The organism is Pseudoalteromonas sp. CO342X, from assembly GCF_004208915.1.
Lineage (GTDB): Bacteria > Pseudomonadota > Gammaproteobacteria > Enterobacterales > Alteromonadaceae > Pseudoalteromonas > Pseudoalteromonas maricaloris.
The window spans coordinates 89,792-102,596 of the sequence record NZ_SGPH01000040.1; the positions used below are offsets into that span (position 1 = coordinate 89,792).

Annotated in this window: 12 protein-coding genes; 7 read left to right on the forward strand and 5 right to left on the reverse strand. The window is 41.2% G+C overall.

Features of this window, described 5'->3' with window-relative positions; translation table 11 throughout:
• Positions 1–56: 56 nt before the first annotated feature.
• The 3 genes from EXT47_RS19310 to EXT47_RS19320 all read right to left on the reverse strand — a co-directional run bounded on the left by EXT47_RS19310 (position 57) and on the right by EXT47_RS19320 (position 3,485).
• Positions 57–407, reverse strand: a complete 351-nt coding sequence (locus EXT47_RS19310; RefSeq protein WP_188249525.1) for a gamma-glutamylcyclotransferase family protein — start codon at positions 405–407, stop codon at positions 57–59.
• Between the two features lie 62 nt (positions 408–469).
• Positions 470–2,620 (reverse strand): DUF6351 family protein, encoded by a 2,151-nt coding sequence (locus EXT47_RS19315; RefSeq protein WP_130127349.1) that lies wholly within the window; start codon positions 2,618–2,620, stop codon positions 470–472.
• A gap of 115 nt (positions 2,621–2,735) precedes the next feature.
• Entirely contained in the window at positions 2,736–3,485 is a 750-nt protein-coding gene (locus EXT47_RS19320; protein WP_130127350.1) for an ABC transporter substrate-binding protein, read from the reverse strand.
• A 524-nt stretch (positions 3,486–4,009) separates the two neighbouring features.
• Between EXT47_RS19320 and EXT47_RS19325 the strand changes: the two genes are divergently transcribed.
• The 4 genes from EXT47_RS19325 (at position 4,010) to EXT47_RS19340 (ending at position 6,913) form a co-directional block, all read left to right on the forward strand.
• Positions 4,010–4,261: a hypothetical protein gene (locus tag EXT47_RS19325; protein WP_232288027.1), complete on the forward strand. Its 252-nt coding sequence runs from the start codon at positions 4,010–4,012 to the stop codon at positions 4,259–4,261.
• Positions 4,258–4,578 (forward strand): hypothetical protein, encoded by a 321-nt coding sequence (locus EXT47_RS19330; RefSeq protein WP_010377819.1) that lies wholly within the window; start codon positions 4,258–4,260, stop codon positions 4,576–4,578. The genes EXT47_RS19325 and EXT47_RS19330 overlap by 4 nt, the downstream gene beginning before the upstream one ends.
• On the forward strand, positions 4,575–6,188 hold the full coding sequence (locus EXT47_RS19335; protein WP_130127351.1) for a PepSY domain-containing protein: 1,614 nt from the start codon (positions 4,575–4,577) through the stop codon (positions 6,186–6,188). Before EXT47_RS19330 ends, EXT47_RS19335 begins: the two co-directional genes overlap by 4 nt.
• Positions 6,189–6,292: 104 nt before the next feature.
• Entirely contained in the window at positions 6,293–6,913 is a 621-nt protein-coding gene (locus tag EXT47_RS19340; RefSeq protein ID WP_130127352.1) for a LysE family translocator, read from the forward strand.
• Between the two features lie 58 nt (positions 6,914–6,971).
• Here the strand turns inward: EXT47_RS19340 and EXT47_RS19345 are convergent, their stop codons facing one another.
• Positions 6,972–7,580 carry a hypothetical protein gene (locus tag EXT47_RS19345; RefSeq protein WP_130127353.1) on the reverse strand — a complete coding sequence of 203 codons (609 nt, stop codon included), beginning with the start codon at positions 7,578–7,580 and terminating at the stop codon, positions 6,972–6,974.
• 331 nt (positions 7,581–7,911) lie between these two features.
• Here EXT47_RS19345 and EXT47_RS19350 point away from each other — a divergent pair, with 331 nt between their 5' ends.
• Positions 7,912–8,610: a hypothetical protein gene (locus EXT47_RS19350; RefSeq protein WP_130127354.1), complete on the forward strand. Its 699-nt coding sequence runs from the start codon at positions 7,912–7,914 to the stop codon at positions 8,608–8,610.
• A 204-nt stretch (positions 8,611–8,814) separates the two neighbouring features.
• On the opposite strand, the gene EXT47_RS19355 is transcribed toward EXT47_RS19350, so the two are convergent.
• Positions 8,815–9,786 carry an integron integrase gene (locus tag EXT47_RS19355; RefSeq protein WP_130127355.1) on the reverse strand — a complete coding sequence of 324 codons (972 nt, stop codon included), beginning with the start codon at positions 9,784–9,786 and terminating at the stop codon, positions 8,815–8,817.
• 241 nt (positions 9,787–10,027) lie between these two features.
• Here EXT47_RS19355 and EXT47_RS19360 point away from each other — a divergent pair, with 241 nt between their 5' ends.
• Positions 10,028–10,372: a hypothetical protein gene (locus EXT47_RS19360; RefSeq protein ID WP_130127356.1), complete on the forward strand. Its 345-nt coding sequence runs from the start codon at positions 10,028–10,030 to the stop codon at positions 10,370–10,372.
• A gap of 192 nt (positions 10,373–10,564) precedes the next feature.
• Complete coding sequence (locus tag EXT47_RS19365; RefSeq protein ID WP_165383830.1) at positions 10,565–12,478, forward strand: ATP-dependent endonuclease; 1,914 nt, start codon at positions 10,565–10,567, stop codon at positions 12,476–12,478.
• Positions 12,479–12,805 lie beyond the last annotated feature (327 nt).

The window sequence follows — 12,805 nt, forward strand, 5'->3', positions numbered from 1 at the left end:
CAATCAAAGAAAAAGCGGAGTTATTCACAACGAATAACTCGAGGATTAGTTGGGCACTAAATTAATTGGGCATTGGGAGCTGCCGAGTAAATCCAGCAGATTTTTCCCGAGCTTAGTGTTGCTGAAATACGTTGATAGTCATCCACTTCGTACTCATCTGCATGAGCTAATTCAGCTTCAGTGATTAAAAATACAGTGCCCTCGACTTCATCCTCTACATTACCTGTTGCGATTAGAATGGGATGAATATCCTTTTGACTACTGATGATAACAGCAGGATCCGTTATTTTAACTTGGCCTACTTTAAATCTACAAAGTACCGCTTTCTCGCCTTCTAAGCGTCTGCCGAACGTATCTAGTTGCACTTGCTCCTGTTGCAATGTGCCGTATGAAAATAATGCTTGCATCACTTAATTCTAATCCGTTGCTCTCCCGTTAGGTCTAAGTCTAAGCTGCGACATTTTCATGGTCAATCAAGATCTTGCGGTCTACCCATATCGGACTGGCTATAATCGCATACGCCTTGTGGATAAATTTGTTTAAGTGTGGTGAGTTGTGTTGAGATATCTACATCCCCGTAAACCCCTTTGGCAAGCGCCTGTTCAATCGATATTTTATGACACTTAAATATATCACCAGCCCAGTTTGCACCGGCTTGAATTCTGCTGGTAGAAAACATCGGATATCTGGCGGTACAGGTTCCTTGTGGATGATTATTCCAGATACCATTAAACACCGCTTTGCCGCTGTCGATGACTTGACCTTGTTCGTCGAAACACGTATCAGCAAGTGTCTTCGGTTTTGCGTCTGTAACGGATAAATTTGGCTGTGCTTTGAGGTTGAGTAACCATTCATCCATTTTTTCAAATGCGAGTTGAGTTGGATTAAACGCTTGATGTGCGACCCAAATCACTTGATTCTCTGGGTTTGAATCTGCGGCGGACATTCTCAATCGAGTATAAAATGAAGCAGACATATGGTGCATATCTAGCTCATTCTCAAGATAATGTCTGGCGTCAATGATGGGAATATCAACTTTGCCAATAAATACCTGTCCAGAGCGATACGCTTTTTCGATCGCCGCAAGGCTGCCGCTGTGCCTTGGTGCTATACCATTATCATCTGGCGTGGTGATATTATGATTACCCCAAAGAGTGAGCCAAATAGGTACTTTGTGGCCAAACGGTAATACAATTTCTTCTTGTTGCATTTGGTTTTGGGGCTTCCATCCGCCTATTTTTTTGTTGAGATCAATAAATTCAGCCATCGTGATCTGCTGAGCTTTTAATGCTTCGAGCCCGTATTGAACGCCTTCGTTATCCCAAGTGCTTAATCCTAAGCCTGATTGGTCTGTGCCAAATACGTTGGCCATGTCCTGCCAGTAACTCCAGTTTGTTCTCTCTACTACCTCATCCTCAAAAAAGGCTCTTAAAAACCCTTGCCTCGGGTTATTAATAAAAGTAGATAATCCAAAGTAGCCATTAATACATTCACTATTGCCATCAGGAAAGGAGGGCACAAATCCTGACATTAATTGGTTGAGTGGTTGCAAAAAACCAGCCCTTTGCGGAAAGTCGTTAATTGCATTCATGCCTTCAATATGACGGCGGCGGGTCCAATCACGCCATGCTTTTCTGTCATTAGCTCTAAAAGTAAAGTAGTTATTTAGTAAATCACAATCTAACGCGTAAGTGGTTTGGGTGATCATATCAGGGTAACTATAAAGTGGAATAAGGCCATCTAAGATCCCTTGGCTATTTTGTGCAATCAAATATTGTGCGAGTCCACCGCCAGAGCCGCCAATTCCGACCGTATAGAGCGGCTCTCCGTACAAACTCGTGAATTGCTTTTTCACCCGTCTTGCGGTGTCTTCGGCCAGTAACATGTTGTAGGTGTAGCTGGTTTTATTGCCACTAGAGCTTATAACTGCGTAGCCAAGCTTTAACTGCTCAAGCTGTCTATCTATCACACGCTCCGGTTTTTGCCTGCCTTGTCTAAAGCCAATCCCAGAACCACCATTAAATTGGTAGATAAGTCGGTTATTCCATTGAGACTTTGCCTGTCTATCACCCATTTCGTCAACTGTGATTGGCATTACTATGGTGTAAATAAAGCGATTTATGGTGCCTTGCTCAACGCGCAACAGTAAGTTTGTGTCTATCGCTTTATTTCTTTCGTCTAGCGGCTTGATTTGATTGTCAGAGGTTATTTCAAAGTAGCGTAACCGCGTTTTTGCCATACAATCTTTACTAAAACCAAGTACTTGGTTTGATTGCTCATCCATCACCGGCACACCGAGTCCCGCGTGGTTATCTATCTCTGGTTGACCAAGGCCAGAGTCCAGAGTCATACAGTAAAAAGGATATTGGTTAGGGCCAGAGTATAGGTTGGTATCAGGACCAATACTTCCTATCGCAATTGGAAATACGAAGGTATCGACGGGCCTTGTAACTTTTGAAATATGCGGATAAAACTCAAGAATAAGGTTACCTTCGCTGTTTGCTATTTTTTCTACGCTGTATATTTCTTCTTGCTCACTCGTTAGCCAAAACCAATAACCACAAGCGCCAAGAACAATCAAGGATAATAATGCGATGAGCCAAGAAAATAAGGATTTCATATGAGCTCCTTCGAGTGCTAGGCAAATGGATAAACGGATATTATAAGTGTAGGACTAGATCATCCTAGTGTGGTTATTTGTTTGTTATTTGAACATGAAATTATTGCGTTAGGAATTAAAAATCATCGCCTAAGTATTTAATCTCAATAGCTTTAATTCTTTTTTCCGGAATTTTTTCTAAGAGCGCCTCGATACGCTTCGCCATCGCTTGGTTAGCGATGTTGTACCCCATAAATTGCTGCTCAGCATGAAATGGACGTGGTAGAAAAGTGACTTCAAGTTGATGGCGGCGGATCATCTCTAAAGCCCACACTTTATCGACTAAAATTGCATCAACTCTGTTGTTATTGAGTACGCTAAAAAACTTTTTGCCGTCATCATGATTTTGCTCATAAAAGGAACGTCTTACAATGGCTGCGTTGATTTTTTTCAGCCCTTGTACTGCCGCTTCCGGGTAGCTGTAATCCTCTGAGATCATGACTCTTGGGGCGGCAAGTTGATAAAAGTCATCAGGGCTGCTGAAGCGACCTTGTTTTACCGCAAGAGAAAGCAGCCAGGTGGTGAATGACACATCAATAATTGGAAAACCATCGGCCTCATCTACATGTAAGGTAAAATCAAATGTACCATCGGCAACGCCTGCTAAACAGCGACGATAAGGAAGTTCATGAAATGTCACTCGATAGGGAGTGCCAATAAGTGCTGATTTAATTATATCAACCTCTATGCCTCGAACTTGTTTTTGCTCGTTAACAAAGCTATAAGGCCACCACCGTTCAAAGCAAATATGTACCGCACGACTATCCGTTTTTGCCAGCGCGTTGGTACCAAGTAGGGCGAGTAGCAATAAGAGAACAATGTGCATCGGTGCGTTTATCCTAAATTACCTTCTCTAAGCGTAATGATAGATTGGAAAAAGCGCAACAAAAGAACATATTATGGGCGTTTCTAAGATAATTAGGCGCTTAATTTAGTGAGCTATTTTGAGGCGAGAAAATCTTGTCGATTACACCGCTACCACATGCTCACGCCAAGGTATCGACGTCCATGTCGGTAAGGCGAAGAATTTTTCTATTTAGTTGTTATAAAAGAAATTTCTAATGCCGCTAGTGTCAGATTTGTACTTTCAAAATTGAGCTGGTATTAAGACAAATTGTTATTAATACTTGTATATTTTTATGTAACCGTAACTCCGAAGTTAAGAAGCATCAATGATTGGCTTGCCAGATCATTGTCATTACCTAAGAAAGCAATTCAAATAATCTTTCTAATAGAAATGATTATCATATGAGTTATTTTTTGTGTTGCTGAAATTTCAACGTTCGTTATAATCTTAACCAGCCCTTAATTTTATATTTTTATGTGAAACGGAGTTTTACTTTGCTAAGTGTGTCTTTTGTTGTTCTTTTAAGTGTTGCAATTATTCTGATTTATAGCACCAATAAAAATCAGCGCTTGCTGAAGCAACGTTTGCCGAATAGTGCCAGAATCGGCGGATATGTTTTATTAGCGAGCGGCGTGATTTTAGCATTGCAGCTTTTTTCAGGTGCAGCGGTCGTATTTAGTTGGCTTATCGGTGTCATGGTGCTTACCGCGCTTATTCCCTTCACCATTTTAATACTTTTTAGGAAATCACAATGAGTCGGTTGTCACAAGCCGAAAAGGTTCAACCCGATTGGTTAGGTAAAACGCTAGCAGGCATTATTTTAGGCCTAGCGTTGAGTTTTGGTCTAGTTGGCCTTTTCGCTTGGCTTGGTAGCGACGGCCTAACTCAAACTATAAGTGTCGAGAAGCACAGTTGGCGCACCCAGTTCAATATGTGGATGGTTTCACCTATTTGGTTGTTAATTTTAAGCTTTGTATTTATGTTTAAAAATTATAAACAAGCAGTACTTTGGTTGGGTGGGGCGAATATCGTTGTGTATGTATTATTGTATTTTGTAAGAGGGATGGCATGAAGATCCGCGCTGATATTTTAAGGATTTACCAGAGCGTTCATACTTGGACGGGGATCACCACAGGATTGCTGCTGTTTATCGGATTCTTTGCCGGTGCTATTACGATGTTTGCGAGCAGTATCGATAAATGGGCGACTCCCCCATCTCATCAATTGTCGCAAGTAGAAACTACCCAGTACGATGAGTTGCTCCGACGTGCTTTTGTGCAATATCCAGAGTCACAAAATGGGATTAGAGTCAGTTTTGAGGAAGGACAATCTCCCATTACGTGGTACCAGCAAGGTAATGCGAGAGGGTTAAGCTTAGATAAGCAGCTATGGCATGGCACCTTGAATGAGTCCGGTGAGCTTGAAGCCCATACCAGCTATATCAATGAGCTGTCGTCATTGGTTGATTACCTTCACCGCAGCGCAGGTATTGTAGGTGAAATCGGTCACGACCAAGCTGGAGTTTATGTACTTGGAATAGCTGCAATCTTGTATTTCGTAGCATTGGTATCAGGGGTGATCTTCTTATTGCCAACCCTAGTGAAGAGCTTCTTTGCATTAAGAGACAAAAAAGGGGCTAGCCGTTTTTGGTTAGACACGCATAACTTAATTGGGATCACCAGCCTACCGTTTCATATTATTATCGCGATTACAGTGATCGTATTCGCATTTCATGATTTCTTATACGATGGTCTAGGCAAACTTTACGGTGATAAACCACTATTTGGGCGTGAAGCGCCGTCAGCGGTTGAGTTTAAAGTTGATAACTTACCCAGCATTGAAGAAATCATGGAAAAGGCACGTGCTTATGCACCTGAACATCAAATTAAAGAAATTACCCTCAGTCGCTTAAATAGCAAAGGACCTTCAGCTTCTATACAACTCGTAAGCGATGAGCACTTAATGCGCGGACCTAAAACTGACTTCTTGTTTATGAATCCTTATACGTTTGAGATTTCTACAAGCAGTGTCATGAATGGCGATCAAGGTATCTGGGGTGCGGTAGTGACTACATTATTCGGTCTTCACTTTGGGAGTTACGGCGGTGAGTTTGGTCGTTGGGCTTATTTTATTATGGGTATTTTAGGCGCTGTGTTGTTTTATACGGGTAACTTATTGTGGCTTGAGAAGCGCCGTAAGCAAAAACAACCAGAGCAATCAAAATCAAGCCGAGTGATGGGTAAATTGACTATTGGCGTGGCAATGGGCTCATTATTGGGGGTAGCCGCGGCGTTTGCCCTAACAAAATGGACTGCGTTGACCACAATGAACATCAATGTTGTGTATATGTGGGTCTATTATCTGTGTTTTGGATTTACCTTGATTGCGGCATTCGTTATCGGCATGAGTAAAACTGCAATTTGGTCACAAAGGGCGATTGCCATTTTGTGCTTCTCGTTGCCACTGACTTCAATCATTGCGTTTGCAATCCCAAGTCTTGGCATTTGGCCAGCGACAGCTTGGTCTTCTATTGGTTTGGAGTTAACCGCCATGATCTTAGGTGTTATTTTTTGGCGAATGGCAGATAAGACAAAGTATAGGGCTTACAATGGCGAAGCCAATAGCATTTGGTTTATTGGTCAGCATAAAACAGAATGTGAATTACAAACGCAGTCTGTATAAAAAACACGTAGAAAGGGGCTGGTAGCTCCTTTTTACTTACAAAGTGTCATCTATTTTTTCAAATCTGTTATCCTACTCGTTTTGCAATTCTCTACGGAAAAATTATGGAGCTTACAGCCTGGTTAAGTCTTGCTGCTATTTGTGCTTTTGGTGCGATGTCGCCAGGCCCAAGTTTAGCGGTTGTCTTGCGTTATAGCCTATTTCATAGTGCCAAACACGGTATTGTCGCAAGCCTTGCGCATGGTTTGGGAGTTGGAATTTATGCCAGCCTAGCAATCTTAGGGTTGTCAGGGCTTATTCATCAATTTCCGATTGTATACCAATTTTTGGTTTACGGTGGTGCTGCTTACTTGGCATGGATGGGGATAAAAATCTTAATGAGTAAGAGCCAAGGGTTAGCGGTATCACAGTCTCAAGTGGCAACGTCGTATGTCAAAGCAGCGCAGGATGGTTTTGCAATTGCATTTTTGAATCCGAAGTTAGCTATTTTCTTCGTTGCGCTCTTTTCGCAGTTTATCGACCCAGAAAAGATGACTTTAACGGTAGGTTTTATCATGTGTATCACCGTGCTAACGATAGATGCGTTGTGGTATTTTATTGTCTCAATTTTGAGTGCTTCAGCAAGAGATAAATTCGATTTAACGGCTAAGCGAGCTGTGATTGATAAAATACTGGGCTGCGCCTTTTTACTGCTCGCCATGCGAGTGATTTACCAATCCTTGTAGCCATTGTAAGCACTTCTTGGTCGGCGCTCTATCTTTGCGCCCATCAAGCTGAACTAATCTAGCCTAACCCCTTGCGCTGTATGTAGTTATGAAGAATAAATGCTTTGAGTTTTTCGTTATCGGTTTTATTCATTGCAAAGGATACGGCGAGCTCCAGCGGGCTTGCCACTTTTATCGAATGGACGTTTGCGAACAGTGGAATAGGGTCGGCAAGATATAATTTAGCGATCCGACTGATCACATTAATTTGGATTGCATTTGCTTGGTAGGGAAAAGTATTAATCAGTCCACCTGATTGGGATATGGAGACCATGTTAAACGGCATCATTTGAGGGGACAATCTAAATCTGACCGGCGTTGATGGGCAGGTACGCCAGCTTCGCGGTGCACTAGAGTTAGCGGCTTCCACGATATTAGGTGCTTCTAAGTTGTTGTCTAAAATCTCCATCAATGCTGATAGGTCGCTAAGTGGAAATTCGACCTGCTCGTTGGCATTTTTGGCAACGAGACTAAACTGAGAACTATTTGAAATACTCGCAAGTAACTTTTTAATCTCACTGTGAGTTTGCTGTTTTTGATCCCTAGCTTCCGGCAATAGCGAGCCTGTAACGCGATTACCGGCTAGGGTTCGGTTAATGAATTGTAATTCTTCCTTCGTCAATTTCATGATTAAGTACATCCATTGAGTGGTTGATATTTATACAGCAAGGTTTATACCAAATTCCGCTTTTGTTGCTATTGCGGCGTTTCTTTTTTAAGTACGGGCTTGGCAATTTGTTCAGCAGTAGACTTGTTGCCATTTAGCCTTCAAATAGGGCAACCTAACGTACCTAAGCGGCAATGAATTGCCCATGAAGCTGTATGAGTTATTTAAGAAAATGAAATATTTCCGTGTTCAGTGGCTATTGATATAAATTCATCGGCTGATTGTTGAAAATATTTATTTGGAATAATGCTTGCAAAGGTCTAGCACCGAGATTGTTTTTTAGACTTGCCCAATGCCAACGTTTTTAACTGGACATCAAGTATCGCTGATTGAGCCTACTTCGCTGAACTTTTCACCTGTAGAGCGAGAGAAATTAGTGATCCCGAGCGCTCATAATCAGCTTACAGCAAATGATAATCACCTTGCTGCTGGCGGCGGTCGTGCTCACACCTTTAAACAAAACTTTATGAATGCCATGAGTAGTGGCTCGGCTAGCGAAACGTCGCAACATGACAAAAGTGAAGCGTTACTGCAGTTCCAATTTGTGGATCATGAAGTACTATTCGACCTTACAAGCATCGCGTCTCAAGATGAAGCAGCTTACGAAAAGCTCCGAGCGTTGCTGGCTGATATGATGACAAGGCCTGTAAAGGTTGATATCAGTAGTAAAGACCAAGCGCAGCAATTACTGTTTAAAAATCTAGAGTTAGATTTTTTAGCGTACAAGGAGCTCTCGGAGCGGCTGGAAATGTTAGCAAAGCTTGACCATGAAACTGAAAGTCAAAAAGCATTGGCGCAGCAAGATAGAAATCGCATTCGTGCGGTAATTGCAAGTTTACATGCACGCCTCGAGAAGGGCCAAGAGGCGTTACTTGGTGGAACAACATTAAAAGCGTTGGATGTAAATCGCAAAGATTTTGAGCTTGAATTAGATAGCCTATTTACCAGTGTTGGCTTTGATTCGGATATGCCAGTAACTGGCGCGACTTGATTGCCGTGATCATTATTGTTTGCTGGGATTTGCACTTTTTACCAAGTATAAAATGTAGTAGCCCATACCCGAACCTCACCGTTTAAAAAGAACGGGGTTAGACTGTTCCTGAAAAGCGTTTTGAGCGAACAAAAGACGGTCGTCAACGTTACTTTTGTTCTACAAAACGCACGTTCCACTAACTCATGTATGCCCCAAAACAAGCTAGAAAATTTTGCTCAAAGGGCTAACAACACCGTTTGCGCCTTGCTGTAAAACATGGGTATATATTTGCGTTGTCTTCACATCGGAATGACCAAGTTGAGCTTGCACGGTTCTAATATCTGCACCACTTTGTAACAGGTGTGTAGCAAAAGAGTGGCGAAAAGTGTGGGGCGTTAAAAGCTTAGTAATATTTGTCTGCTTAAGCGCATTTTTCACCGCCTTTCTAACACAAGTATGATGAAAATGATGGCGCCGGATCTCGCCAGTCTCAGGGTCGGCGCTTAATTTATAAGACGGGAATAAATATTGCCAAGCCAGTGACTTGTTAGCCGATGGATATTTACGAGCCAACGCGTTTGGCATCCAAACACCTGCATATCGCTCATTCTGTAAATCTAACTTTAGATACTCTTCCACCTGAAGTATTTGGTTCCTAAGTAATGGGAGCAACTCAGTAGCCAATGTAACAATTCGATGCTTGTTGCCTTTTCCATTCCATACTTGAATACATTTATAGTCAAAATCAATGTCCTTTGTCCTAAGTTGCACAGCTTCCATAACCCGCAAACCACTACCGTACATTAACCCTGCAAATAGGTAATACCGTTTGGACAGGTGACTCATCAGTTGTTTTACTTCATCTGGCGTCATCACCACGGGTAATTTGGGTTGTTTTTTAGAGCGAACGAAATTCAAGTTTAGAGAAAGCTCATTCTTAATGATGTGTTTGTATAGAAAGACTAATGCATTTAATGCAGTTGCTTGAGTTCGAGACGCTACATTACCTTTGAGCACGATATGATCCAAGTAAGTTGTTACCTCATTATCTCCCATTGAAGCTGGGTGACGCTTATCATGAAAATGAATATAAGAACTTATCCATTTTAAATAAGTTTCAATGGTCCTAAGTGAGTAATGGCGGCTTAACATGTAATCAGCAATTGAGTTCAAAAATGGCGAACGTGTTTTCATAAAGACTCTCTTTGAGTGCTGTTTTTATATACAGTTATAGTGAAATTTCCCCCATATTCAAGAAAATGAGCAATTTGCGCATTTTTTGCCTTAGATCAGTTTATTAACCAGCAAATATTTTTATAGCTAGCAAAAGGTTAGTAAGTTTGATACAAACGTAATAGTCAGAAAAGTGAGCCATTGCGTGGTAGGAAAATGCGCGATTTTCGCACTATTAAATTGTTATGTACAAGGAAAGATTATGAGTATTATCCGAGGCTATCCAGATGTTAGCTGGACTTTTTACTGGAAAGAATACGCACTTTTAACATTGTCGATCGGTATATCCATTGCCACATATTTTATCTTTGGCCTTGGGCCTAGGTTTTCTCAATTTGGAAGCCTTTCGCTATTCTTCTGTGCAGTTTCTGAATTTTTAATACTGGCCAAAGCAAACCAAAAGCACCTAAATAATGCGGCTAGAGCTGTTGAGGAAGGTGTAATATGTATTTTTTCAAAGCAAGACAAATACATCAGTATTGCAGCCCTAATTATTGGTTTAATCTCAACTATTATTTGGGGCTTCGGTGCGCCAATAAGTACATAACAAAGTGCTTCAGCTGAACACCTACACTCCGCTCGCCTTGTGATGTACGATACGCTATCACAAGGCGGCTCCATTCCGGCGTCGGCTGAGCACGGCGTTAGCACCCAAATATAAGAGTATTTAAAGTTGACTGATAACAAGATTTCTTTCAATAGTGTTCATAAATCGATAACTGGACTAGCGGAAACCACTTTGCCGAAATTAGTCGTTCTAACAGGGCGTAACGGCTCGGGTAAGACGCATTTATTGGAGGCTATAAATGAAGGAAATGTTCGGTCTACTTTAGCGCCAAATTTTCAGTCAGATGTATTGCTGTTCGATTGGAATAGTATTATTCCCAAAGATACTGGAGTGTTCCATCCGTCTCAGCATCAAACGCAGCGCTCTAATTGGTTTCAACAAATTAGAATGCAACAAGAGAACAGCCTTAAGCAAATCCAGCAACAAGCGATTTCATGGGGGATTCCTGCGGAGCACTGTACAACCCTCACTAAGATAAAGTCGCTTGATGAGCAAAAGTTACAGAGTTTACTATCTGATTCACAGCAAGCCCCTTCTGTATATAAAAATTTAAAGAATTTGCTTAATCAAAATGCTCAAAATATCTACTCTCAAACCCAGCGTAATATTGGTGATGAGCAATGGAAAAAAGCAGCCCCAAAGATTTTCCAAGAAACCCCTGATATTTTTTTGGAAACCTCAGAATCAATATTCTTTAGTAACAGGAAGCTTTTGTGGGGTGAGGTCGATGCATTTCAACAAGCTTTTGGCCGACTATTTTCAACATACAGAGACCTAATTCATCTGAATGATAGACTCGAAAAATACCCTCCCAAAAATGACGAAGATCTAAAGCATTTAAATCAAGAGCAGTTTGTTGAAAAACACGGAGAGCCACCATGGGACTTTGTAAATAGAATACTGGAAGTTTGCAACCTTGATTTCCGTGTAGAGCCGCCACCTCTACATGAAGTTTCATCATATGAGCCAAAACTGAATAAGCTTTCAAAAGATGTGGAAATGAGGTTTCAAGACTTATCTTCGGGTGAAAAGGTATTAATGTCTTTCGCATTGTGCCTTTACAATGCTAGCGATGAACGTCAAGAAAAGCATTTCCCTAAATTACTACTGCTGGATGAAGTTGATGCGCCACTTCATCCGTCTATGGTGCTTTCTTTACTAAAAACTATCCAAGATGTACTGGTTGACGGTAAAGGGGTGTCCGTAATACTAACCACTCATAGCCCTTCTACTGTCGCTCTTGCTCCAGAAGAAACGTTATATGAGATGAATCCTTCCGGACCTTTAGTAGAGAAAATTTCTCGATCTAGAGCATTGTCTATTTTAACTTCCGGCGTTCCAACACTTTCCGTATCATTCGATGGTCGCAGACAGGTATTTGTTGAAAGTAAAACAGATGCATTTATCTATGAAAAGCTCTATCAAGCTTATAAACAAAGGTTAAATACAGAACGGTCTCTTACGTTTATTGAAGTTGGAAGAACTGATTCAACAGGAGTTGAGAAGAACTCTGGTTGCGCTCAAGTAGAACGTATTGTTAACGCTTTAGTTGAAAATGGTAATTCTAGTGTTTTTGGTCTGGTAGATTGGGATGGTGAGAGAGAATCAAGCGATAGGATTCATGTTTTATCTCCCAGAATTAGGGATGGTGTCGAAACGCTGGTTCTTGACCCTGTGTTGCTTGCAGCTACCGTTATAAAAGAAAACCACCAGTTTTGCGTCGATAAGGAAATAATTAACGCAGACGACCGTTATACTCATATGGGGAATTGGGATCAGTCTAAATGGCAATCCATTATTAACAACATTCAGAAGATAATTCTTGAACGTGAGCAACCAGCCGATTCCGAGAATATTTCGTACCTTAGCGGTATGAGTTTGAATGTTAATAAAGAATATCTACACATGGATGACCATGCACTGGAAGAACGCGTGATATCAAAATTTGGTTTTCTACAACCTAAAAATAATCATGCAGGAGGATTAATGAAGCATATAGTGACGTCTGTATTAGGGGATTATCCTGATTTATTACCTCGAGACCTAATTACGACATTTTCTACCATCTTAGATGCAGATGTTTAAAGTGCTAACAAGGCGCTGCTGTCGGATAAATTTTCCGCCTTGCTCCAAGTTTACCGGTGAGCACGGCGTTATGCAACATGGAGGAAGCTTAAGATGAGTAATACATATAAAGGTTCTTGTTTGTGCGGAGGCATTCGGTTTTCTGTGAGTGGTTTTAGTGAAAAAGCCGCAAACCGTGGAACAATACAGACACCCAAAGTTATCTATTCGCCATAGTTACGGCAGTTTCGACTTGGAATTACAAACAAGTGTTCATCACTCATATCAAAAGTGTTTCTAAAATAAGCTAGTTATTGGCGTTTACGTATTTCTCGACGTCAAAATCAG

What these genes read in the sequence shown, in the direction of transcription:
- EXT47_RS19310 (WP_188249525.1), bottom strand. Translation starts at nt 407, where the DNA reads ATGCAAGCATTATTTTCATACGGCACATTGCAACAGGAGCAAGTGCAA.
- EXT47_RS19315 (WP_130127349.1), bottom strand. Translation starts at nt 2,620, where the DNA reads ATGAAATCCTTATTTTCTTGGCTCATCGCATTATTATCCTTGATTGTT.
- EXT47_RS19320 (WP_130127350.1), bottom strand. Translation starts at nt 3,485, where the DNA reads ATGCACATTGTTCTCTTATTGCTACTCGCCCTACTTGGTACCAACGCG.
- EXT47_RS19330 (WP_010377819.1), top strand. Translation starts at nt 4,258, where the DNA reads ATGAGTCGGTTGTCACAAGCCGAAAAGGTTCAACCCGATTGGTTAGGT.
- EXT47_RS19335 (WP_130127351.1), top strand. Translation starts at nt 4,575, where the DNA reads ATGAAGATCCGCGCTGATATTTTAAGGATTTACCAGAGCGTTCATACT.
- EXT47_RS19340 (WP_130127352.1), top strand. Translation starts at nt 6,293, where the DNA reads ATGGAGCTTACAGCCTGGTTAAGTCTTGCTGCTATTTGTGCTTTTGGT.
- EXT47_RS19345 (WP_130127353.1), bottom strand. Translation starts at nt 7,580, where the DNA reads ATGAAATTGACGAAGGAAGAATTACAATTCATTAACCGAACCCTAGCC.
- EXT47_RS19350 (WP_130127354.1), top strand. Translation starts at nt 7,912, where the DNA reads ATGCCAACGTTTTTAACTGGACATCAAGTATCGCTGATTGAGCCTACT.
- EXT47_RS19355 (WP_130127355.1), bottom strand. Translation starts at nt 9,786, where the DNA reads ATGAAAACACGTTCGCCATTTTTGAACTCAATTGCTGATTACATGTTA.
- EXT47_RS19360 (WP_130127356.1), top strand. Translation starts at nt 10,028, where the DNA reads ATGAGTATTATCCGAGGCTATCCAGATGTTAGCTGGACTTTTTACTGG.